A 22,848-nucleotide genomic window follows, 5' to 3' on the forward strand; every position below is an offset into this window, starting at 1 on the left:
ATCTACAAGCTAAATCGAAGATATTTTGGAGATAGCCTCTTTGAAAGGCTTATTATTGCTAACATTACAGGGTTATGATTAAAAACGGATAATCAAAAATGAATTGTAAAAAGTGATATAAAATACATTCTTTCAAAACAAAATAGAGAATATTCCGTTTAATTCTTAAATTTGATGAATGCAAAAGTATTTTTACCTTATTCTATCATTGTGTCTTGTGAGCTGTTATACGTATCAGGTTAAAAAACCGGCGGAAATTACCATAGACAGTAAGAAAAATCCTCAACAGAATGTAGCTGTTAATCAATCTGTTGTTAGTCAGGAAGATATTGAAAAAGTACAATCGCAAAAACAAAATGTTCCCCCGAAGAATGTTCCCTTAAATGTTCAGGAAAAACTCATCGCCAATAAAAATTATAAAATTGATGTTGGAGGAAGAAAATATAAGATAATAGTCGATAAGTGGGAAAATGATAGTTTAGTAGCTCATCCGGTTGGGAAACCAAGTAAGATTTTGAAGTTTCATAAAAACCAGATTAATAGTGAGAATATTGCTGAAAAACGTTTTTCGCAGCCTATTGCCGATATTGTTACAGTAACTGTTTATGCAGGAATTGCTGTTGCTGTTTGGGCTCTTTTGCAGTAGTTTTTTAGAGGTTTTTCAAATAATCAAAACAAATTTAATTGTCTTTCCCTGTATAATAATTGTAATCTTTTATAACGATTCCGATAAATTGTCTTTCGGTCATTTTGGTAGAATCGAATTCAATTTTCAAAATGCTTTTAATTTTATCCGAAAGTATGGAAATAACGTGTCTGTCATCTATTTTTAATGCTTTCAGGTAATTGTCTTTAATAATTCTCATGTCATTATCTGTTAAGCCAATAACCTGCGGAAAAGTAGGAATGTAGTTCTCCTGAATGTTTTCTAAAATAGTATGAGAAATATTGATTTGATTTTTTAAAGAAATTACTGCCGTTCCGGAAGCGATGTCTCCTAATCTTTGGTTGTTTTTAGAAACAATCATAGAAACCAACCCGATAATTCCCAAAAGGGAAGTATCTACCAATCTGAAGACCCATCGGATAAGATAATCGCCAAAACTTGCTTGGTAACCGTCTATTTTCACCACCCGTATTTTTACTATTTTTTTTCCCGGAGTCTGTCCTTCCATCAGAGATTCAAAAACAATAGGGTAGAGGGAAACCGGAAGTGTTAAAACAATATAAACAGTTGCTTGAGACCAATTATCCATGCCATCTAAAATATATCCCAGATTGAGAACGCTGAAAAATAAATAAAATATAGTGAAAAGGTAAGCCGCTTTTATCGCACCGTCTATAATGTACGCCAAAATTCTTTCTCCAATGCTAGCTACATTGAAATTAATATTTACATTTTGAGAGGTATTTATCGCGATTTGAGACATATTTTTTATTATTTTAGCCTTACAATTATGAGAGAAGTTTATTTCATCAAACAAAATAAAGAAAAATGGTTGGGAATTGAGCAGGTTATTCAGGGTAAAATCAAAAAAAATCCTGATGATTTGTCATATTTGTATATTAACCTTATCAACGATTTGTCTTTTGCCCAATCTTATTATCCCAAAAGCAATACTACGGTTTATCTGAATCATTTATCTTCTCAGATTTTTCAGAAAATTTATAAAACCAAAAGGATCGAAGAAAACAGACTTCTGTATTTTTTTAAAACTGAAGTTCCTATGATTGTATTTGAATACAGACGATACCTGCTGTATTCTTTTATTTTTTTCTTTTCCTTCATGCTCATCGGTGTTCTTTCGGCAATATATGATAAAGATTTCGCCAATCTCATTTTAAGTGATGGTTATGTAAATATGACCATAGAAAACATTAAAAATGGAAATCCTGTAGGAGTATATCAGGAAGGTTCTACTTGGGGAAGCACCATTGGTATCACTTTTAACAATATTATTGTGGGAGCCAAACTTTATCTTTACGGAATTTTTCTTGGAGTGGGAACATTCTTCGTGCTGATGCAGAATTCTATTATGGTAGGTACATTTCAGTATTTTTTCTATGAACATGGTGCTTTGGCAGACAGTGCAAGAGGAATTTGGCTTCACGGAGCCTTTGAAATTTTCAGTATGATTGTAGAAGGGATGTGCGGGTTAATTTTGGGAGCTTCAATTTTATTTCCGAGAACGTTATCAAGATTCAATTCATTCAAAAACGGATTTAAAAATTCATTCAAAATATTTTTAAGTACGATTCCATTTACCATTTGTGCAGGAATTATAGAAGGTAATGTAACAAGACATGCATTAAAAATGCCTTTAGCCTTAAATCTTATTATTATTTTCGGATGTTTGGGAATCATCAGCTTTTATTACTTTTTTTACCCAGCAATCGTTAACAGAAAAATTAAAAAACAAATTAAAAATGCAATTATTTAAAAAAAGAGATTTCGGAACTTTTATAAGCGATACCTTTTCGTTTTTCAGACTTTACGGGAAAAATTATTTTAAAAATTATATTCTTCTCAATGGTTTTTTGCTAATTCTGTTGGTGCTTATTTTTATTTTTGGATACAAAGAGCTTTTCATGCAGGCTTTTGCATCTAATAAAGGGGGTGAAAGTTATTATTTTGAAAGTTATTTTCAGGAAAATTTAGGCATTTTTATTATTACGGGAATTATTACGTTCATTGTATTTATGGTGTTAATGATTATTAATTACCTGTACCCTGTGTTTTACATGAAAAAACTTGCACAAGGACAGAAAAACATTAAAGTGGACGATATCATGTCTGAGTTTAAAGCGAATGCAGGGAAAATAGGAAAACTATTGCTGGGATTAATTTTTATTGTGACGCCGTTGGCATTAATCGTAGTCGGAATTTCTTATGCTTTAATTCTTATCATCATTGGTATTTTTCTTCTCTTGCTGGTATTACCCGTGATGATTAATGTTATCAATTTCCTGATGTTCGATTACTTCAACAGTTCGAGAGGTTTTTTTGCAAGTTTAAGCTATAGTATCCGTTCGCAGTTTTCTTATTCTAATGCCCGAGAAGGTTCACCATTTTGGAAATATTGGGGAGCTACACTGGTAATCTACATTATCATTTATGTAATTACGACTGTTTTCACGATGATTCCTATGATATTTTTCATGGTAAAACTTACGACTTCTGCACCAGATGGTAGTTTTGAGCAAAATCCGTTTTCCGGAGGATTTGGAATTCTTCTGTTTGTAACGTATGGGGTTTCTCTTCTTTTTTCATTTCTTCTATCCAATTTAATGTATGTAAATTCTGGATTAATGTATTTCGACAGCCGTAGAGATCTTCATCAGCAAGTCGATTTGCAGGAAATAGATACTATCGGAATTAATGAATAAATTTCTTTTATTTCTAGCTGTTTTTTTTAGTCTTGGCTTTGTAAAAGCTCAGGAAGAATATGCCGAAGAGGTGATTTTAGATTCTGTAGCGACTACACATTACAGAAATATGTATGTTGCAGATTCTGTTCTGAGAGAAAACCCGGTAACTAATACTGCTATATTTCCGAAAAAATTTAAAGAAAAACTGGCTTCCAGATACAAGGATAAAGATTTCGATTATTCTGCATCACAACCCAAAGAATCTTTTTTTGAAAAACTGCAACGCAAAATTGCAGAAATCATCAGAAGTATATTCGGAGAAACCAGCATGGAAACTTCTTCCAAAATTACGACAGTTATTATTCGTCTTTTTGCAATTATTTTGGTAGGATTTCTTCTGTATTTCATTGTTAAATTTCTCATTAAAAACAACGGAAATCTGTTTTTTGGAAAGAAAAACAAAAAATTAGAGATTAAAGATGAAGAACTTCATGAGAATATCCACGAGATTAATTTTCCGCAAAGTATTTCATCTTTTGAAACCAACAAAGATTACAGGTCTGCGGTGCGGTATCAGTTTTTGTTTGTACTGAAAAAGCTGAGCGATAAAAAACTGATCCAATGGAATCCCGAAAAAACCAATAAAGATTATGTTGCCGAACTGAAAACTGGAAATCTGAAAAATGAATTTTTTGAACTTTCTTATATATTCGATTATGTTTGGTACGGAGAGTTTACGATTGATGAGAATAGTTATAACCGGTTCAGAAATCAGTTTCAGAGCTTTAAAGCTTAATTGGAGTTCTGTAAAATAGTTTTTCGAATATGAACAAAACTTTCAAAATATATGGTGTAGTCTTTATTGTTATCATGGTCATTGTTGCTTTATTTGAAGTTAACAAAAAGGAGGTTGTAGATTGGCGTAAAAATTTTGATGTTAATAAAAAATCACCTTTTGGACTGTTCATTTTCAATAAAGAATCCAAAGATTTATTTAAAGGAAATATTAAGAAAATAGATGTTTCCCCGTACAATTATTATTCAGAAAACAAGAATAAAAACACAGGTAAAAAAAATATTTTAGTCATAGAAAGTAAGCTGGATGCAGAATCTTGGTATAAAATTTTGGATCAGGCAAAAAGTGGAAGCAATGTAATGATTATTGGCTCCGATATTCCAAAGAAGATATCAGATTCAATAGGTTTTTATAATTCTCATAATTCTTTCGAAGACAAAAACTCGCTGCAATTTACCGATTATAAATTCCTAAACGATTCCATTAATTTGGATAAGTTTCCCTCGGGCGTAGGATTTACTTACATTAAACCAAAAGTTGAGGTTTTAGGAAAAACAGTTGAAAAAGATAACGACGATCAGGCAAATTTCATTAAAGTTTCTTTTGGAAAGGGCAATATCTTCGTACATAGCGAACCGCTTTTTCTTACCAATTATTACTTACTGAAACCTCAAAATTTAAAGTACACTCAAAATGTATTTTCATATCTGGATGATAGCGAAACTTTGTGGTTTACAGAAGCTAATACTCTGGAATCGAGATGGGCACTGCGTTTTTGGTTATCTCATCCTCCGTTAAAGTATGCTTGGTGGGTTCTTTTGGGCGGTTTGGTGCTTTTCATTGTCTTTAATGCAAAAAGAAAACAACGTATTGTTCCTATCATTGAGCCTTTAAAAAATACGTCTGCAGATTTTGTGAAAAGTATTGGGAATTTATATCTTCAGGAAGGAGATTTTCATGATATGATGGCAAAAAAAGCCCAATATTTTCTAAATAAAATTAGAATTGATTTACTAATTGATACTAAAAATTTGGATGCCGATTTTGCCAAAAAACTTCATTTAAAAACAGGAAAATCTTTAGAAATAATTGAAGAAGCTATAGTTTTAATAAAAAAAGGTCAAGATCCTTATGCAAGTGTTGTTAAAGAGGATTTATCGAGAATGAACAGACTTTTGGATGATATTTTTAAATAAAAAACATACAATAAAAACAGAATAATATGGAATTTAATGAAGAACAGAATATAGAAAACAACAATTCTATTAATATAGATAAAGAACAGCAAGAGCCGGAGCAATTTGAATCCAGAATCGATATGTTGGAATTGAGACAGAATTTAGATAAAGTAAAAGAAGAAATTGCCAAAGTAATAGTTGGACAAGAAAAAATGGTAGAACATCTTTTGGTGGCATTACTTTCTAACGGTCATGTTCTTATTGAAGGGGTTCCCGGTGTTGCCAAAACCATTACTGCAAAGCTTTTGGCAAAAACTATAGATGTAGATTTCAGCAGAATACAGTTTACGCCCGATCTTATGCCTTCGGATATTCTGGGAACTTCAGTTTTCAGCATGAAAAATTCTGAGTTTGAGTTTAAAAAAGGGCCTATTTTTTCAAGTTTTATTCTTATTGATGAAATAAACCGATCTCCTGCAAAAACTCAGGCTGCACTGTTTGAAGTAATGGAAGAAAAGCAAATTACAATAGACGGAAAACGTTACGAAATGGAAGATCCTTTTTTGGTAATTGCTACCCAAAACCCAATTGAGCACGAAGGAACTTACAGACTTCCCGAAGCACAGCTAGACCGTTTTCTGTTTAAAATAAATGTGGGATATCCCAATTTGGAACAGGAAGTGGCCATCATTAAAAACCAACACGATAACAGACTCGAAGATAAAACTGAGGCTGTACATAAAGTTATTACGGCACAACAGCTCATTGGATACCAGAAATTGGTTAAAGAAATCATTGTAGAATCTCAACTTATCGAATACATTGCTAAAATCATTATCAATACAAGAGAAAATCAGTTCTTGTATTTGGGTGCTTCTCCTAGAGCAAGTTTAGCATTATTAACTGCTTCTAAGGCTTTTGCAGCATTAAGAGGAAGAGATTTTGTAACTCCTGAAGATATTAAAGAAGCAAGTTTTGCAGTTTTAAGACACCGGGTAATTGTTTCTCCGGAAAGAGAAATGGAAGGTTTGTCTGCAGATGAAATTATCAGACAGATTCTTGAAGGAATTGAAATCCCAAGATGAGTTTGAATACTTTAGACACACAAAATCTAAAACCCAAAACTTGAAATCATGAAAAACTTATACATCAATACCCGCTTTTTTTTCGCATTAGTTGGCGTAGGAATGCTCTATATTTTGGCATTCTTCTTTCCGTTTTTCATGGTTTTAGGACACGGTTTTTTAATCTTGGTTTTCTTAACGGTTTTTGTAGATTATTTGCTGATCTTTCGTCCAAAAGATGTTCTTCTTGCCCAAAGAATTTTACCAGAAAAACTTTCTAATGGGGACGAGAATTTTGTTAAAGTAGATATAAAAAATGAATACAGCTTCAAGATTAATGTTAAAATTATAGATGAAATACCTTTTCAGTTTCAAAAGAGAGATTTCTTAATTACAAAAAATATTCTTCCGGGTAAAAATGTATTTTTTCAGTATTCTTTAGAACCAAAAGAGAGAGGAGAGTATAATTTTGGGGCTTTAAATATTTTTGCGTCTTCTCCCATTGGTTTTGTTTCTAGACGTTTTATTTTTCAGAAAGATGCTTCTTTGGCGTGTTATCCGTCTTTTATTCATCTCAGAAAGTATGAATTAATGGCTCTTCAAAATGAATTTCTACTTGGCGGAATCAAGAAAATAAGAAAACTGGGACACACCATGGAGTTTGAGCAGATTAAAGAATATGTTCCCGGAGATGATGTAAGAACCATCAATTGGAAAGCGACTTCTAAAACCAATCGTTTAATGGTTAATCAGTTTCAGGACGAAAAATCGCAACGTATTTTTATGTTGATTGATAAGGGGAGAACGATGAAAATGCCTTTCAATGGTTTAAGTCTTCTCGATTATTCTATTAATGCAACAATGGCTCTTTCTCATATTATTCTGAAAAAAGGCGACCACGCTGGAATGATGACTTTCTCCAAGAAAGCAGATAACAGAGTTGCAGCCGATAATAAGTCGGGACAACTGAAAAAGATTTCTGAAGCTCTTTATAATATTAAAACCGATTTTTTTGAAAGTGATTTCAACAGACTTTATCAGGATGTAAAATATTCTATCAACCAGAGAAGTTTAGTTTTACTTTTCACGAATTTTGAAACTTTGGACGGACTCAACAGACAAATGAAATATCTTCGCGGAATTGCCAAAAATCATTTGTTGGTGGTTGTTTTCTTCAAAAATACTGAAGTTCAGAAAATCATTCATTCTAACCCTGAAAGTATGCAGGAAATTTATGATGAGATTATCGCAGAGAAATTCGAGTATGAAAAGAAGCTTATCATTCAGGAATTAAGAAAGTACGGAATTTACTCGGTTTATACTCTTCCGGAAAATCTTAATGTAGAGGTAATTAACAAATATCTGGAGATAAAAGCGAGAGGGATTTTGTAATTTTAAAAGTGAAATTTGAAGACGGTAAATACTTTAATTTTTATTCCCAATAAGTATTTATATTCGTTATTTTCCAAACTGCTATTATATAATTAAAAAACAATATCATGAAGAAAATTTTAATTATCGGATTGCTTTTACTACTGGCATTTAGCTGCGAAAATAAAAGAGAAAAACTTCATAGGGATGGTGAACCCGATGTTTTATTTGTGGAAAGTGAAGACCATGAAATGAATGCTGCCATAGAAAAAGCAAAAGAAACATTCAATAGAGATTTTCAAACTGCACTAGAAAGCAAAAATCCTCAATATTCTAATTTTGCAATTAAACAGAAATTCAATACTGATAATGGTGGAGAACATATTTGGATTGGTGATATTAAATTTGAAAATGGAAAATATTCTGGCATTGTACAAAATACACCCATAATCCTATTGGAATTCAATTGGGTGATAATATTACTATAAATCCAAATGAAATTTCAGATTGGATGTATTATGATAAAAATATTGTAAAAGGAGCTTATACGGTAAAACTTCTCAGAAAAGGAATGACTGATGAAGAGAAAAAAGAAATGGACGCAGATGGTCTTATTTATGAATAAGCTTTTTAATATTATGAATTATTAACTTTAAATTTAAAAATGAAAATAACACTCAATAGAATCAACGACGATTTTTTATTTGAATGCACCAATACTCAAGGGAATTCAATTTTGTTAGATAATACTTCTCAACCGGGAGCAAAAGGTGTTTCGCCTATGGAAAGTGTTTTAATGGCAGTAGCAGGTTGCAGCGGGATAGACGTAGTTTCAATTCTAAAAAAACAAAGGCAGGAAATTACAGATTTTAAAGCGGAAGTCGAGGGAGAAAGAATTCCTGTGGATGATGCAAAACCTTTTAAATCGATCACCGTTAAATTTTTTCTTGAAGGAAATATAGATCCCAAAAAAGCTTTAAAAGCATCGGAATTATCTTTCGAAAAATACTGTTCGGTTTACAAAACTTTAGAACCTAATGTAGAAATACATTATGAAGTTTTTGTGAATGGTGATAAAGTAGAGTAATAAATTTTTAAAATAACCTGTTGTGCATTTAGGAATTTAAAAAAAAAAAGATTGTCCATTTGATTAAAAAATCGTATATTTAATTGATTACCAAGTTATTAAATACATGAACAATCTTATTCAAAACTACAAAATTATTTTAAAAGAATTGACAAACACCTGTAAATATATTACTACAAGTAAGCAAATTAGGCTTCCAAAAATGTCTGATTTGGAACTTGTGGCACTCAATCTCACTGCAGAATATATGTCTATTAACTCTGAACTACAGTTATTTAGATGCATTTCAGGGACTGATTTGGAGGGAAGAATTGAAAGGAGTGTCTACAATAAAAGGAAAAGAAAACTTTTTCCCTACATTGAAAAAATCAGAGAGACCTTGAGCAGCAAGTTTTCGGATTTCACCGATGTCTTTATTGTGGATTCCACGCCAATTGAAATCTGTAAAATAAGTCGGGCAAATCGTTCTGCAATCTGTTCCACGGATGAGATCAAACCTGCATATGGATATTGTGCCGCACAAAAATCTAGGTATTTTGGCTATAAACTTCATGCGGTTTGTGACAAAAATGGAATCTTCCACTCGTTTGATTTTTCCCCTGCAAACGTTCACGACGTGAACTATCTGCACGACATTAAGGAGAATTTTGAAAACTGTTTATTAATCGGCGACAGAGGGTACATCAGCAAAGAATACCAACTGGATTTATTCAACTATTCCAAGATAAATCTTTCGGTTCCAATGCGTAAAAACCAGCATAATTTTGTGGACTTTTCCAAGACAAAATCAAAAATCAGAAAGAGGATTGAACTGCGAAGCAATCGTGAATACCATTGAAAAAAAATTAAATCATGAACAAACCAATATTTCGCAACTGTGCGGACAGTTCTTAATAAATATTAACCTCGCAAAAACCTTTCAAGGTTTGGCAACAAGAATAGTATCAAAAATAACTTCTTTTACCATGATTAAATATCTCAATTTTTTCGTCTTCAAGAGAAGTTTGAATAAGTTAAAAATTAATTTGTGCTAAATGCACAACAGGTTTAAAATATAATAAAAGTAAAGTTTGAGAATTAGTGTTTAGCAATAACTCTCAAATTTTTTTTGATTTTATGTAAGTCTGGGCTTCAGAAGTTTAGCAACAGTGGCAGTCCAGCCTGTTTGGTGAGATGCACCGACTCCTCTTCCGTTGTCACCATGAAAATATTCGTAAAAAGTGATATAATCTTTAAAATGAGGATCATAATTAAATTTATAATTTCCGCCATTAAAAGCACGTTGTCCGCTTTCATCTTTTAGAAAAATAGAACATAATCTTCCGCTGATATTTTGGGCGACTTCATCAAGATTTTTCTCTTCTCCGCTTCCGGTTGGAAATTCTACTTTTAAGCTGTTCCCATAATAAAAATGAAATCTCTGTAAGCTTTCAACAATCAGAAAATTAATAGGAAACCAAATAGGACCTCTCCAATTACTGTTTCCGCCAAACATTCTGCTGTCGCTTTCCGCAGGAGTGTAATAAACTACATTTTTATTGCCGTGAACGGTGAAAACAAAGGGTTCTTTTTCGTAAACTTTAGACATTGCCCGAATTCCATAAGAGCTTAAGAATTCTTTTTCATCCAACATTCTGCTCAGCACTTTTGTAAGTCTGTTTTTTCTTAAAATACTCATTAGATGTTTTCTTCCGCTGCCTTCTTCATCCCAGTGAGAAACCAGTTTGGTAAGTTCGGGCTTGTTTTTAAGCACCCAATCCATTCTTTCTCGGAAATTAGGCATTTTGTCGAGAAGATGATGATCTATAATTTCAACTGCAAACATCGGTATAAGTCCCACAATACTTCTTAATCTTAGAGAAACGCTTTCTCCATTACCGAGCTGTAAAACATCGTAGAAAAAGCCGTCTTCTTCATTCCATAGTCCTTCTTTGCCTTCACCCATATTTTCCATAGCTTCTGCAATGTATAGGTAATGCTCGAAAAACTTAATCGCCATATCTTCGTATACCTGATAATACTGTGCAAGTTCCATAGCGATTCTCATCATATTGAGAGCGTACATTGCCATCCAACTCGTTCCATCCGCCTGTTCCAGATGTTCGCCGTCTTTCAGTTCCATGTTTCTGTCAAACGCACCAATATTATCAAGTCCTAAAAAGCCGCCTCCAAAAATATTTTTACCATTTTTATCTTTTCGGTTCACCCACCAAGTGAAATTGAGTAATAATTTCTGAAAAACTTTTTCAAGAAAGAGCAAATCGGGTTTGCCATTCATTTTTTCATCAATTTTAAAAACTCTGAAGCAAGACCAAGCATGAACGGGCGGATTTACATCACTTAAATTCCATTCGTAAGCCGGCATTTGCCCATTGGGATGCATATACCATTCTTTGGTGAGTAAAAGGAGTTGGTTTTTGGCAAATTCGGCATCAATAATAGCAAAAGGAACACAGTGAAACGCCAAATCCCACGTTGCATACCAAGGGTATTCCCATTTATCGGGCATTGAAATAATGTCTTTGTTGTGAAGATGTTCCCATTCTGCATTTCTTACATAATGTTTGAAATCTCGTGGAGCTTCGTAATTAGGATCGCCGTGCAGCCATTTTCCGACATTATAATGGTAAAACTGTTTGTTCCAAAGCAACCCGGCAAATGCCTGTCTTTGAACATTTTTTTCATCTTCAATGTAAGTGTCCTGTTGAATTTCACTGTAAAAATCATCCGCTTCTTTAATTCTTGCAGCAAATATTTCATCAAACTGATAAAAAGCATCATCCATATCATACGGAGATAAACGGAATTCAAAAGTTTTTGATTCTTTTGCTTTAATTATTTCATCTATTACAAATGCGGCTTTGGTCCCTCTTTGCTCGGGGTTTATTGTTTCGTGATGATGAATGATATAATCATTAATTCCGTCTTTGTAGTAAGTGTTTTCTACCGCAGGAACTCCATCTAATTTAGGATGGTTGGTTTCATTTTCACAAAAAACTCTTTTTGCATTTTTATTTTTGCTGTAAAACTTTTTTATAGAAATACTATTGTGTAATATATTAATACAGCCATCTTTTCCCGCTTCAGTCTGTCCTTTGTATTCGTTGTAACCCCATTTCCAGTTGTTTCTGTACCAAATAGTTGGTAAAATAACCAAAGGGGCATCTTTATCGCTTCTGTTGCATGTTGTTACTCTTATCAAAATATCATGAGCATCAGATTTGCAATATTCTATAAAAATATCGAAGTATTCATCATTGTCGAAAATTCCGGTATCGAATAGCTCGTATTCTGGATCTTTTTTGGAACGGCTTGCATTTTCATTGAGAATGTCCTCGTAAGGAAACTCGTTGATGGGATATTTGTACACCATTTTCATATAACTGTGAGTAGGCGTATTGTCGAGATAATAAAAAATTTCTTTAATATCTTCTCCATGATTTCCCTGCGGATTGCTAAGTCCAAAAAGACGTTCTTTTATTCTGATGTCTTTTTTATTCCAAAATGAAAATGCAAAACAGAAAAGTTGTTTTATATCGGAAATCCCGGCAATACCTTCTTCTCCCCATCGGTAAGTGCGGCTTTCTGCATTGTCGTGATTGGCAAAATTCCAGGCATCACCGTTTGGGCTGTAATCTTCCCTTACATTTCCCCATTGTCTGTTGCTTACGTAAGGTCCCCAGTTTTTCCATTCTTTATCTAGTAATCTTTGCTTTTCAGTATTCATTTTCAACCTATTTTCATTACGAAGGTAGTTTTTTTGATAAAAAATTCCAACTCATACCATTTCAAATATCATTAATGTTTATCCAAATTGCCTATGATAAGGGATGTTTGAAGTAAAATTAAATTTTCATCAATAATTAAAATTAAATTTTTATATTTGCATCATTCGATCATTCAAATATTGAAAATGTTATCAAGAAAGGTTGAGGGATTAGACCCTGTGAAACCTTAGCAACCCTTTGCGCAAGCAAAGAAGGTGCTACGTTCTACCAAATTTTTGGACAGATAACTTACTGAAGTTCTTTTCAGCCATTTCCTGTGGCATTTTCAATTGTATTAAAATAATAGAATTGAAAGCAGAACTTAAACATATTAATTTTTCGTATTGTACAAATTCCGGTAAGGAATATAGCATCCCGTTGAGCTATCAGCTCTTTGGGAAAGACTTGTTTTCTGTACCGATTATTTTGGTGAATCATGCCTTAACCGGAAATTCAAATGTTTCTGGGGAAAAAGGATGGTGGAAACAATTAATTGGTGAAAGGCAGGTGATTGATACCCAAAGATTTACTGTTTTGTGTTTTAATATTCCAGGAAACGGGTTTGATGATTTTTTTGTAGATGAGTATGAAGATTTCACGCCTTCAGATATTGCCAATATCTTTTTGAAAGGTCTTGAAGTTTTAAACATTAAAAAACTATATACCATTATAGGAGGTTCTTTGGGCGGGGCAATCGGTTGGGAAATGCTGGTTAAAAAACCGGATCTTGCCGATATTTTCATTCCTGTTGCCTGCGATTACAAAACACACGATTGGCTTCACGCACAATGCTTGGTTCAGAAATTTCTGCTAAATCAACCGAATGAGCCTTTACAGAAAGCCAGGATTCATGCGATGTTATGCTACCGAACGCCACAGTCTTTAAATGATAGATTTCAAAATAAATTTAACAACGAAAAAGACAGATTAGAATCTGAAGACTGGCTTATTCATCATGGGAATGTGTTAAACGAAAGATTTAGTTTAAAATCTTACAGGTTGATGAATCATTTGCTGATGAATATCAATGCAGAAGAGGAAAAATTAGAGAAAATTCAATCTCGGATGCACATGATCTCCGTTGATACCGATTTATTTTTCCCGGCTTCTGAAATACGAATGAGCTTCGAAAAATTTAAGGAGAAAAAGGAAAATGTCTTTTATCACGAGATCACTTCAATACATGGGCACGATGCCTTTTTAATGGAATACGAACAGTTAAATACAATCATTAAAAATATATTAGGATGAAAAATAATACCAACGAAATAAAATTTTTAAAAAACAGATCCATCATCAAATTTGAAGGGGAAGATTTTCATGGAGAAATAGGGATTGATGGAAGAATTTTTAAGGCACTTACCTTAGCACGAATTAGCGTAGGAGTCATTTCTCAACAGGCTATTGAAAACGGATTATCTATTTTGGTGCATGAAAATGATTCTGAAAAAGCAGTAAATTGCTTAATTGATGAGTTTGAAGCAGAAAGAAAATCAGGAAAGGTTTCCCAGATTTACAGCATCAATAATGTTTCGGTTTTAGGCTTTGTTACCGAAGATTTCAATAAAGTATTGGCAGAATTGGCAAGAAATAATGTGTTCCCTTTACTTTTGAACCAAAATGCAGCTGAGAAAAGAGTAAATATTGTCGTAACTTCTTCACAAGACGAGAAATCAAAAAATATTATTGAGTCTGAAATTTCTAAAAAGCCGAAAACGGTTCATTTAGCGATTATTGGTCACGGAAATGTGGGTGAAACATTAATAGAGCAGGTTTTAGAGTCTTCAGAAGAAATCAGAAGGCGTAAAAAAATAGACCTTAAAATAGTGGCAGTCGCTAATTCTAAAAAAATAGCTTTCAATAAAAAAGGTTTTGATAAAAACTGGAATGATGAGATACTCACCGCAGAAGATTCTTCGGATATTGAAAAACTCATCCAGTTTTCCAAAGAAAATCAACTGGAAAACCTAATTGTGGTAGATAATACGGCAAGTAAAGATTTTGTGAACAATTATCCTGTTTTAGCAGAAAATGGTTTTGATCTGGTTTCATCCAACAAAATTTTCAATACACTTCCGATTTCAGAATACCGTCAGCTAAGATATATTTTGAATAAAAATAACAGAAGATATCTTTACGAAACCAATGTGGGTGCAGGATTACCTTTAATAGATACGATTAAATTACTTCATCTTTCCGGGGAAAATATCACAAGAATAAAAGGAGTTTTCTCAGGAACTTTAAGTTATGTATTTAATAATTTTTCTCTGAGAGAAGACAGATTCTCTGTCATTATCAAAGAAGCATTAGAAAAAGGCTTTACAGAGCCAGATCCCAGAGAAGATTTATCCGGAAATGATGTTGCAAGAAAACTACTGATTTTGGCAAGAGAATTAGATTTAATTAATGAATTCAATGATATAAAAATTCAAAATTTAGTTCCGAAAACTTTGCAGTCGGTTTCAAAGCAGGAATTTCTTGAAAGGTTGAAAGAACTGGACGAAGAATACGAAAAATTGAAGAAAAACCAAGAGCCTGATCATGTTTTAAGGTATGTGGGAGATCTTCACGGAGATTTACAGAAAGAAAAAGGTGAGCTCGATGTAAAACTTGTTTCCGTACCTGCGATGTCAGCTTTAGGACAGTTAAAAGGTTCAGATTCAATTTTCGAAATCTATACCGAAAGTTATGGTGAAAATCCAATCGTTATTATGGGAGCCGGAGCGGGAGCTAAAGTGACAGCGAGAGGCGTTTTTGGAGATATTTTAAGACTTAGTGAAAACAAATAAAATTAATGTAACAATATAATAGTGTAGCAATTTACCAATTCTTATAGCTGTGTCATTCTGAACGAAGTAAAGAATATCATTGTTATATTGGTAAATTATTACATTGGTAAATTAAAATTTATGGAAAATTTTGAAACTCTTGCGATAAGAACCCAAACGGAAAGAACTCAGTTTGATGAGCATTCTACGCCGCTTTTCCTTACATCAAGCTTTGTTTTTGAGGATGCAGAAGATATGAGAGCAAGTTTTGCTGAAGAGAAGTCGAAAAATTTATACAGCCGTTTTTCAAATCCGAACGTTTCCGAATTTACAGATAAAATCGTACAAATGGAAGGTGCAGATTCGGGATATGCTTTTGCTACAGGAATGGCGGCTATTTATTCAACATTTGCGAGTTTGCTTAATGCAGGCGATCATATTGTGAGCTGTCAGTCGGTTTTTGGTTCAACTCATACACTTTTTACCAAATATTTCCCTAAATGGAATATTGAAACGACTTATTTTAAAGCAAATGATGCCGGAAATGTTGAAAAATATATTCAGCCAAACACCAAAATACTTTATCTTGAAACCCCTACAAATCCTGCCATCGAAGTCTTGGATCTCGAATTTTTCGGAAAAATAGCCAGAAAGCATAATCTTCTGTTTATTGTAGATAACTGCTTTGCCACACCTTATCTTCAACAGCCTATAAAGTATGGAGCCGATATTGTGGTGCATTCTGCGACCAAATTAATTGACGGTCAAGGTCGAGTTTTGGGTGGTGTTGCCGTGGGGAAGGCAGATTTAATCCGTGAGATTTATCTCTTTGCGAGAAATACAGGACCGGCAATGTCTCCATTTAATGCCTGGGTTTTATCTAAAAGTTTAGAAACTTTAGCCATCCGTGTTGAAAAACATTGCGAAAACGCCTTAAAAGTAGCAGGATTTTTAGAAAATCATCCTCAGGTAGAATTGGTGAAATATCCTTTCCTAAAGTCTCATCCTAGTTACGAAATTGCCAAAAAGCAAATGAGATTAGGAGGGAATATTGTTGCCTTTGAAATTAAAGGAGGCATAGAAGGCGGAAGAAATTTTTTAGACAAAATTAAAATGTGTTCTCTTTCTGCCAATCTTGGTGATACAAGAACGATAGTAACGCATCCGGCTTCTACAACGCATTCTAAACTGTCTGATGACGAAAGAAATGAAGTTGGCATTACTGCAGGTTTGGTTCGTTGCTCTGTTGGTTTGGAGCATGTGGATGATATTATTGCAGATCTGAAACAAGCGTTGGACTAATTCAATGAATGGGCTTTAGCCTGTTTGAATATAAAGAAAAAATGGCTTTAGCCTAAATATAAAATGAAAAATTCAGAACAATTATACAAAGCATTATCCGACAGAATTTTAGTTCTGGACGGAGCAATGGGAACTATGTTGCAGCGGTACAAATTTGAAGAAGAAGATTATCGTGGCGAACGTTTCAAGGATTGGGAATATCCGGTAAAAGGAAATAACGATTTACTTTCATTAACGCAGCCTCATGCAATAAAGGAAGTTCATAAAAAATACTTGGAAGCTGGGGCAGACATTATAGAAACCAATACGTTTTCGGGAACTACGATTGCGATGGCAGATTATTACATGCAGGATTTGGTGTATGAATTGAACTATGAATCTGCAAAAATTGCCAGAAAAGTTTGTGATGAATTCACAGCTCAAAATCCTGATAAACCGAGATTTGTTGCCGGTTCTATCGGGCCTACCAACAGAACAGCGAGTTTAAGTCCGGATGTTAATGATCCGGGTTTTCGGGCGATTACTTTTGAAGAATTGCGTGTAGCTTACAAACAGCAATGTGAAGCTTTATTAGACGGAGGTTCAGATATTTTGCTGGTGGAAACCATCTTTGATACCTTAAATGCCAAAGCGGCATTATTTGCTATTGATGAAATTCAGGAAGAAAGAGGGATTTCAATTCCTATTATGGTTTCAGGAACAATTACCGATGCTTCAGGAAGAACATTAAGCGGACAAACCGCAGAAGCATTCTTGATTTCTGTTTCACACCTAAATTTATTAAGTGTAGGTTTTAATTGTGCACTAGGAGCCAGTCAGTTAACTCCCTATTTAGAAACATTGTCACATAATTCAGAGTTCCATATTTCAGCTTACCCGAATGCGGGCCTTCCCAATGCTTTCGGGCAGTATGATGAATCTCCGGAATTTATGGCTGAACAGATCAGAGAATATGCCGAGAAAGGTTTAATTAATATTATTGGTGGATGTTGTGGTACAACACCAGACCATATTAAAGCAATTGCAGATTTGGTACAAACCTACCAGCCAAGAAAACTTAACGTAACAATATAACAATGCATCAGTTTATTAGTTGTCTAACAAAATATTATTCTGAACGAAGTAAAGAATCATATTGTTATATAGGTAAACTTTTATATTGGTAAATTAAAAGATGAAATACTTAAAATTATCAGGGCTTGAGCCCCTTATTATAACTCCGGAGTCTAATTTTATTAATGTTGGAGAGAGAACCAATGTGGCGGGTTCCAAAAAATTTCTTCGATTAATTAAAGAAGAAAAATTTTCAGAAGCTTTAGATATCGCCAGAGATCAGGTAGAGGGGGGAGCTCAGATTTTGGATGTCAATTTTGATGACGGTCTTATTGATGGTAAAGCTTCCATGGTCAAATTCCTTAATCTTATTGGGTCAGAGCCGGATATCTCTAAAATTCCGATTATGATTGATTCTTCCAAATGGGAAATTTTGGAAGCCGGTCTTCAGGTGGTACAGGGTAAATGCGTGGTAAATTCCATCAGTTTAAAAGAAGGAAAAGAAGAGTTCGTAAAACATGCCAAAGCTATTAAGAGATACGGTGCGGCGGTTATTGTGATGGCTTTTGATGAGGTTGGGCAGGCTGATAATTACGAAAGGAGAATTGAAATTACCAAAAGATCGTACGATATATTGGTTAATGAAGTTAAATTTCCTGCAGAAGATATAATTTTCGATTTAAATATATTTCCGGTAGCTACGGGAATGGAAGAACATCGCAAAAATGCCATCGATTTTATTGAGGCAACGCGCTGGGTTCGTCAGAATCTTCCGTATGCGTCTGTGAGCGGAGGAGTTTCCAATGTTTCGTTTTCATTTCGTGGGAATGATACCGTGAGAGAAGCCATGCACTCGGTTTTTCTGTATCACGCTATTCAGGCGGGAATGAATATCGGAATCGTAAATCCTGCAATGCTCGAAGTTTATGATGAAATAAATAAAGAGCTTCTGGAATTAGTTGAAGATGTGATTCTTGACAGAAGAGATGATGCCACCGAAAGGCTTTTAGATTATTCTGAGCGTAATAAATCGGTTAAAAAGGAAAAAACAGAAGAACTTGAATGGCGTACCCACTCTTTACAGGACAGAATTACCCATTCTTTAGTGAAAGGAATAGATCGGTTTATAGAAGAAGATGTAGAAGAGGCAAGACTTCAGTCTGAAAGACCACTGCATGTGATTGAAGTTAATCTGATGGCGGGAATGGGTGTTGTGGGCGATCTTTTCGGAAGCGGGAAAATGTTCCTTCCACAGGTTGTAAAATCTGCCCGTGTTATGAAAAAGGCGGTAGCATATCTTCAGCCGTTCATAGAGGCAGAAAAAGATCAGACTCAGAAAGCCAACGGGAAAATCCTGATGGCTACGGTAAAAGGCGATGTTCACGATATAGGTAAAAATATCGTAAGTGTAGTTTTGGGCTGTAATAATTACGAAATTGTTGATTTGGGGGTGATGGTTCCTGCCGAAAAAATCATTCAGGCGGCTGTTGAGCATCAGGTGGATGTGATTGGTTTGAGCGGATTGATTACGCCAAGCTTAGACGAAATGGTGTATATCGCTTCAGAATTAGAGAGACAAAATTTAGATTTTCCTTTATTGATAGGCGGTGCAACTACTTCAAAAGCCCATACCGCTGTGAAAATAGATTTAAAATATAAAAATGCCGTTGTGCATGTTAATGACGCTTCCAGAGCGGTAAATGTAGTGAGTTCATTATTGGGTGACAGAAATAAAGAATATGTTGAAGATTTAAAAACCGATTATTCAGATTTTAGAGAAAAATTTCTGAACAGGCAGGTGGAAAAAAATTATGCTTCTCTTGAAGATGCCCGAAAGAATAAGTTTAAAATAGATTGGGAAAAAGAAGAAATTTTTACACCGAAAAATTTAGGTATTCAGGTTTTTGAAAATCAGGATTTGAGAGAATTATTACCTTTTATCGATTGGTCGCCGTTTTTCAGAAGCTGGGATCTCCATGGGAAATATCCGAATATTTTGGAAGATGAGGTAGTAGGAGCTCAGGCAACAGAATTATTTAAAGATGCACAGATTATTTTAAAAAGAATTTTAGATGAAAAACTATTGACGGCAAAAGCAGTTTTCGGAATCTTCAAGGCAAATTCCAATGAAACGGATGATATTTTGATCTTCGATGAAAATGGTGTTCAGCAGTCAAAATTCATTACTTTAAGACAACAGGCACAGCGTTCTCAGGGAAAAGATTATCTTGCTTTAAGCGATTTTATTGCTCCTCAAAGTTCAGAAAAAACCGATTATGTGGGAGCTTTCTGTGTAACAACAGGTTTCGGAACCGATGAACTGGCTGAAGAATATGAAAAAGCGAACGATGATTATAATGCGATTATGGTAAAAGCTTTGGCAGACCGTTTTGCAGAAGCTTATGCCGAATTTTTGCATAAAAAAGTCCGTACAGAATATTGGGGCTACGCCAATCAGGAAAATTTAAGCAACGAAGAATTAATTGCCGAAAAATATAAAGGAATCCGCCCTGCTCCGGGATATCCTGCATGTCCGGATCATTTGGAAAAGCATGCAATTTGGGACTTGTTAAAAGTAGAAGAAAAAATTGGAGTTTATTTAACTGAAAGCCTAGCGATGTTCCCAACGGCATCGGTTTCGGGATATTATTTCGGAAGTCCGCACGCCAAATATTTTGGTTTGGGAAAAATTGATGAAGACCAGTTGAAAGAATATTCCGAAAGAAAAGGTATTTCTTTACAGGAAGCAAGAAAATGGCTTAATCCAAATTTAGCAGACGGAATTTAAGCTGAAAAAACAAAAAATTAAACGTACTATCATTACATGAAAATCACCGAACATATAAAAAACGCAAACGGAAAAACTTTATTCTCCCTCGAAGTTGTTCCGCCTCAAAAAGGTATTGGAATTGAAGATTTATACAAAAATATAGACCCTTTAATGGAATTTAGACCTCCGTTTATTGATGTCACCACTTCCAGAGAAGAGTATATTTACATCGATAAAGGAAATGGTTTGATGGAACGCCGTATCACCAGAATGCGTCCTGGAACTTTAGGGATTTGTGCCGCAATTCAGCATAAATATAATGTAGATACCGTTCCGCATTTGCTTTGCGGAGGTTTTACCAAAGAAGAAACCGAATATCTTTTGGTAGATTGTATGTATCTGGGGATTGATAATATTATGGCGCTTCGTGGCGATGCGATGAAAGGACTTCAGTATTTTGAGCCAACTCAGGGAGGTCATGCGAGTGCAATGGATTTGGTTCATCAAATTAATGATTTGGGGAGAGGGAAATATCTTCACAATCAGGACGAAATTTGTGATGAACACAACAAATTCTGCATAGGCGTGGCCGGTTATCCCGAGAAGCATATGGAAGCACCCTCTATGAATTATGATCTGAAATGGTTAAAACAAAAAGTTGATGCCGGTGCAGATTATATTGTGACGCAAATGTTTTTCGACAATAAAAAATTTATAGAGTTTGTGAAAAAAGCAAGGGAAATGGGAATTACTGTTCCTATTATTCCCGGAATTAAGCCTATTGCAACCAAAAAGCATTTGAAATTACTGCCTCAGGTATTTAAAATAGATTTACCGGAGGATTTAATTAATGCTGTTGAAAATGCCAGAAATAATGAAGCAGTTAAACAAATTGGGGTAGAGTGGGCAATCAGCCAATGCAGAGAGTTGTTGGATTTCGGAGTTCCTGTACTGCACTTTTATTCTATGGGTAAAAGTGATAATATTAAGAAAGTGGCAGGAGAACTTTTTTAATTGAATATTTAAAATTAGGGCGGAGCCTTTGGCTCCGCCCTAATTTTATCCTGAAAATTTCAACTTTATGCTGTAGTATCGGGTGCAAAAACTCTTTTTGCCAATTCCTGATCAAAAAGATATAACGCAGACGGATTATCGGATACCATTTTAATTTTCGTTACCAACTGAGAGGCACTTGCTTCTTCTTCTACCTGCTCATTAATAAACCACTGCAAGAATGATGTAGTTGCAAAATCTCCTTCCTCATTGGCATTTTTAACAATGTTAAAAATACTTTTGGTTACTTTTTTCTCATGCTCCAGAGCCTTTTCAAAAATGTCGATTGCACTTTCGAATTCATGTGGAGGTTTAGAGATTTCCCCTAAAATAATGTTACTCCCAACATCGTTAAGATAATCAAACATTTTGTCGGCATGCATTAGTTCTTCTTTGCTTTGTACACGGAAGTAATTGGCAATTCCGTCTAAATCTTTTGAAGAAAACCATGCAGACATCGAGAGATAATATTGTGCTGCGTACTGCTCATGAGCAATTTGCTCGTTAATGAGCTGTGCAATTTTTTCACTAACCATAATATAAATTTGTATTCAAAAATAATCATTAAAAGGGAAATTCAAAAGTTTTAGACTCAATTTAAGTTTAGAACGAATACAAAAAGGACAGGAAATATCCTGCCCATTCAACATTAAAATCAAAATTATAAACTACTTTTCTTTTTACATAGAAGCATCCGGATGAGGTTTTTTCATCATTTTTCTTTCCCCATTTACTGCTCTGTCTTTCATCATCGCCTTTCTTTCTTCTATTTTTGCTTTTCTGGAAGCCTGCCATTTTTCAAACTGATCTGGTGAAAGAATGTTCTTCATTTCGTTGTCCATTTGTTGTTTTCGGGCTTTCATCTGCTCAAATTTTGCCTTTCTTTCACCTTTGTTTTTCTCGAACTCTTCACGCATTTCAGCTTTGCGTTGTTCGTGTAAGTTTTTTATTTTATCTACCTGAGCTTGGTTCAAATTCAGTTCCTTTTGCATATCAGAGAGTCTTTGCTGTTCCTTCATCTCCATTTTTTTCTGCATTTCTTCTTTATTAAATTTTTTACCATCTGGTTTTATTTGCGCCATTGCTAAACTTCCTGTTGCAATAAATAATGCTAATACTAATTTTTTCATGAGTTTGAATATGTATTTGTTATATCTTTTTGATGAAAAAAAATTTGATTATCCGTTTTTAATCATAACCCTGTAATGTTAGCAATAATAAGCCTTTCAAAGAGGCTATCTCCAAAATATCTTCGATTTAGCTTGTAGAT

The 22,848-nt window shown here is 34.2% G+C and carries 20 protein-coding genes, 1 pseudogene and 1 riboswitch; of the genes and pseudogenes, 17 read left to right on the forward strand and 4 right to left on the reverse strand.

Features of this window, described 5'->3' with window-relative positions:
• Window positions 1–178: 178 nt before the first annotated feature.
• Window positions 179–646: a hypothetical protein gene (locus IV513_RS11380; RefSeq protein ID WP_209390698.1), complete on the forward strand. Its 468-nt coding sequence runs from the start codon at window positions 179–181 to the stop codon at window positions 644–646.
• Between the two features lie 34 nt (window positions 647–680).
• Here IV513_RS11380 and IV513_RS11385 read toward each other — a convergent pair whose 3' ends face one another.
• Window positions 681–1,430: an RDD family protein gene (locus tag IV513_RS11385; RefSeq protein WP_209390699.1), complete on the reverse strand. Its 750-nt coding sequence runs from the start codon at window positions 1,428–1,430 to the stop codon at window positions 681–683.
• A 27-nt stretch (window positions 1,431–1,457) separates the two neighbouring features.
• On the opposite strand from IV513_RS11385, the gene IV513_RS11390 reads away from it, so the two are divergent.
• From IV513_RS11390 to IV513_RS11435, 10 genes and pseudogenes are all read left to right on the forward strand, one after another.
• Window positions 1,458–2,441 carry a stage II sporulation protein M gene (locus IV513_RS11390; protein WP_209390700.1) on the forward strand — a complete coding sequence of 328 codons (984 nt, stop codon included), beginning with the start codon at window positions 1,458–1,460 and terminating at the stop codon, window positions 2,439–2,441.
• Entirely contained in the window at window positions 2,428–3,387 is a 960-nt protein-coding gene (locus IV513_RS11395) for a DUF4013 domain-containing protein (protein WP_209390701.1), read from the forward strand. Before IV513_RS11390 ends, IV513_RS11395 begins: the two co-directional genes overlap by 14 nt.
• Window positions 3,380–4,165 carry a DUF4129 domain-containing protein gene (locus IV513_RS11400; protein ID WP_209390702.1) on the forward strand — a complete coding sequence of 262 codons (786 nt, stop codon included), beginning with the start codon at window positions 3,380–3,382 and terminating at the stop codon, window positions 4,163–4,165. Before IV513_RS11395 ends, IV513_RS11400 begins: the two co-directional genes overlap by 8 nt.
• Window positions 4,166–4,194: 29 nt before the next feature.
• Complete coding sequence (locus IV513_RS11405; protein ID WP_209390703.1) at window positions 4,195–5,361, forward strand: hypothetical protein; 1,167 nt, start codon at window positions 4,195–4,197, stop codon at window positions 5,359–5,361.
• Between the two features lie 26 nt (window positions 5,362–5,387).
• Entirely contained in the window at window positions 5,388–6,428 is a 1,041-nt protein-coding gene (locus IV513_RS11410) for a MoxR family ATPase (RefSeq protein ID WP_209390704.1), read from the forward strand.
• A gap of 48 nt (window positions 6,429–6,476) precedes the next feature.
• Complete coding sequence (locus tag IV513_RS11415) at window positions 6,477–7,799, forward strand: DUF58 domain-containing protein (protein WP_209390705.1); 1,323 nt, start codon at window positions 6,477–6,479, stop codon at window positions 7,797–7,799.
• A 107-nt stretch (window positions 7,800–7,906) separates the two neighbouring features.
• A complete protein-coding gene (locus IV513_RS15960; RefSeq protein ID WP_209390706.1) occupies window positions 7,907–8,266 on the forward strand; it encodes a DUF2314 domain-containing protein in 360 nt (119 codons plus the stop codon).
• 23 nt (window positions 8,267–8,289) lie between these two features.
• Window positions 8,290–8,403 carry a DUF2314 domain-containing protein gene (locus IV513_RS15965; RefSeq protein WP_262897347.1) on the forward strand — a complete coding sequence of 38 codons (114 nt, stop codon included), beginning with the start codon at window positions 8,290–8,292 and terminating at the stop codon, window positions 8,401–8,403.
• Window positions 8,404–8,442: 39 nt separating this feature from the next.
• Window positions 8,443–8,865 (forward strand): OsmC family protein, encoded by a 423-nt coding sequence (locus tag IV513_RS11430; RefSeq protein ID WP_209390708.1) that lies wholly within the window; start codon window positions 8,443–8,445, stop codon window positions 8,863–8,865.
• A 106-nt stretch (window positions 8,866–8,971) separates the two neighbouring features.
• Window positions 8,972–9,899: pseudogene (locus IV513_RS11435) on the forward strand (IS982 family transposase).
• Between the two features lie 80 nt (window positions 9,900–9,979).
• Here the strand turns inward: IV513_RS11435 and IV513_RS11440 are convergent.
• Entirely contained in the window at window positions 9,980–12,592 is a 2,613-nt protein-coding gene (locus tag IV513_RS11440; RefSeq protein ID WP_209390709.1) for a glucosidase, read from the reverse strand.
• Window positions 12,593–12,778: 186 nt separating this feature from the next.
• Window positions 12,779–12,883: riboswitch (SAM riboswitch) on the forward strand.
• Window positions 12,884–12,941: 58 nt separating this feature from the next.
• Between IV513_RS11440 and IV513_RS11445 the strand changes: the two genes are divergently transcribed.
• The 6 genes from IV513_RS11445 to metF all read left to right on the forward strand — a co-directional run bounded on the left by IV513_RS11445 (window position 12,942) and on the right by metF (window position 21,539).
• Window positions 12,942–13,883, forward strand: coding sequence for an alpha/beta fold hydrolase (locus tag IV513_RS11445; RefSeq protein WP_209390710.1), 942 nt, complete (start codon window positions 12,942–12,944; stop codon window positions 13,881–13,883).
• The gene (locus IV513_RS11450) at window positions 13,880–15,421 is read left to right on the forward strand and encodes a homoserine dehydrogenase (RefSeq protein ID WP_209390711.1); all 1,542 of its coding nucleotides are present in this window, start codon (window positions 13,880–13,882) and stop codon (window positions 15,419–15,421) included. The genes IV513_RS11445 and IV513_RS11450 overlap by 4 nt, the downstream gene beginning before the upstream one ends.
• 120 nt (window positions 15,422–15,541) lie before the next feature.
• Entirely contained in the window at window positions 15,542–16,702 is a 1,161-nt protein-coding gene (locus IV513_RS11455; protein WP_209390712.1) for an O-succinylhomoserine sulfhydrylase, read from the forward strand.
• Between the two features lie 63 nt (window positions 16,703–16,765).
• Complete coding sequence (locus IV513_RS11460) at window positions 16,766–17,776, forward strand: homocysteine S-methyltransferase family protein (RefSeq protein ID WP_209390713.1); 1,011 nt, start codon at window positions 16,766–16,768, stop codon at window positions 17,774–17,776.
• Window positions 17,777–17,876: 100 nt separating this feature from the next.
• A complete protein-coding gene (gene metH, locus IV513_RS11465; protein ID WP_209390714.1) occupies window positions 17,877–20,543 on the forward strand; it encodes a methionine synthase in 2,667 nt (888 codons plus the stop codon).
• 36 nt (window positions 20,544–20,579) lie between these two features.
• Window positions 20,580–21,539, forward strand: a complete 960-nt coding sequence (gene metF / locus IV513_RS11470; protein WP_209390715.1) for a methylenetetrahydrofolate reductase [NAD(P)H] — start codon at window positions 20,580–20,582, stop codon at window positions 21,537–21,539.
• A 65-nt stretch (window positions 21,540–21,604) separates the two neighbouring features.
• Here metF and IV513_RS11475 read toward each other — a convergent pair whose 3' ends face one another.
• On the reverse strand, window positions 21,605–22,114 hold the full coding sequence (locus IV513_RS11475) for a ferritin (protein WP_209390716.1): 510 nt from the start codon (window positions 22,112–22,114) through the stop codon (window positions 21,605–21,607).
• 144 nt (window positions 22,115–22,258) lie between these two features.
• Window positions 22,259–22,708, reverse strand: coding sequence for a hypothetical protein (locus IV513_RS11480; protein ID WP_209390717.1), 450 nt, complete (start codon window positions 22,706–22,708; stop codon window positions 22,259–22,261).
• Between the last annotated feature and the right edge of the window lie 140 nt (window positions 22,709–22,848).

This window comes from Chryseobacterium sp. RR2-3-20, assembly GCF_017808115.1.
Taxonomy (GTDB): Bacteria; Bacteroidota; Bacteroidia; order Flavobacteriales; family Weeksellaceae; genus Chryseobacterium; species Chryseobacterium oryzae.

What these genes read in the sequence shown, in the direction of transcription:
- IV513_RS11380 (WP_209390698.1), top strand. Translation starts at nt 179, where the DNA reads ATGCAAAAGTATTTTTACCTTATTCTATCATTGTGTCTTGTGAGCTGT.
- IV513_RS11385 (WP_209390699.1), bottom strand. Translation starts at nt 1,430, where the DNA reads ATGTCTCAAATCGCGATAAATACCTCTCAAAATGTAAATATTAATTTC.
- IV513_RS11390 (WP_209390700.1), top strand. Translation starts at nt 1,458, where the DNA reads ATGAGAGAAGTTTATTTCATCAAACAAAATAAAGAAAAATGGTTGGGA.
- IV513_RS11395 (WP_209390701.1), top strand. Translation starts at nt 2,428, where the DNA reads ATGCAATTATTTAAAAAAAGAGATTTCGGAACTTTTATAAGCGATACC.
- IV513_RS11400 (WP_209390702.1), top strand. Translation starts at nt 3,380, where the DNA reads ATGAATAAATTTCTTTTATTTCTAGCTGTTTTTTTTAGTCTTGGCTTT.
- IV513_RS11405 (WP_209390703.1), top strand. Translation starts at nt 4,195, where the DNA reads ATGAACAAAACTTTCAAAATATATGGTGTAGTCTTTATTGTTATCATG.
- IV513_RS11410 (WP_209390704.1), top strand. Translation starts at nt 5,388, where the DNA reads ATGGAATTTAATGAAGAACAGAATATAGAAAACAACAATTCTATTAAT.
- IV513_RS11415 (WP_209390705.1), top strand. Translation starts at nt 6,477, where the DNA reads ATGAAAAACTTATACATCAATACCCGCTTTTTTTTCGCATTAGTTGGC.
- IV513_RS15960 (WP_209390706.1), top strand. Translation starts at nt 7,907, where the DNA reads ATGAAGAAAATTTTAATTATCGGATTGCTTTTACTACTGGCATTTAGC.
- IV513_RS15965 (WP_262897347.1), top strand. Translation starts at nt 8,290, where the DNA reads ATGTATTATGATAAAAATATTGTAAAAGGAGCTTATACGGTAAAACTT.
- IV513_RS11430 (WP_209390708.1), top strand. Translation starts at nt 8,443, where the DNA reads ATGAAAATAACACTCAATAGAATCAACGACGATTTTTTATTTGAATGC.
- IV513_RS11440 (WP_209390709.1), bottom strand. Translation starts at nt 12,592, where the DNA reads ATGAATACTGAAAAGCAAAGATTACTAGATAAAGAATGGAAAAACTGG.
- IV513_RS11450 (WP_209390711.1), top strand. Translation starts at nt 13,880, where the DNA reads ATGAAAAATAATACCAACGAAATAAAATTTTTAAAAAACAGATCCATC.
- IV513_RS11455 (WP_209390712.1), top strand. Translation starts at nt 15,542, where the DNA reads ATGGAAAATTTTGAAACTCTTGCGATAAGAACCCAAACGGAAAGAACT.
- IV513_RS11460 (WP_209390713.1), top strand. Translation starts at nt 16,766, where the DNA reads ATGAAAAATTCAGAACAATTATACAAAGCATTATCCGACAGAATTTTA.
- metH (WP_209390714.1), top strand. Translation starts at nt 17,877, where the DNA reads ATGAAATACTTAAAATTATCAGGGCTTGAGCCCCTTATTATAACTCCG.
- metF (WP_209390715.1), top strand. Translation starts at nt 20,580, where the DNA reads ATGAAAATCACCGAACATATAAAAAACGCAAACGGAAAAACTTTATTC.
- IV513_RS11475 (WP_209390716.1), bottom strand. Translation starts at nt 22,114, where the DNA reads ATGGTTAGTGAAAAAATTGCACAGCTCATTAACGAGCAAATTGCTCAT.
- IV513_RS11480 (WP_209390717.1), bottom strand. Translation starts at nt 22,708, where the DNA reads ATGAAAAAATTAGTATTAGCATTATTTATTGCAACAGGAAGTTTAGCA.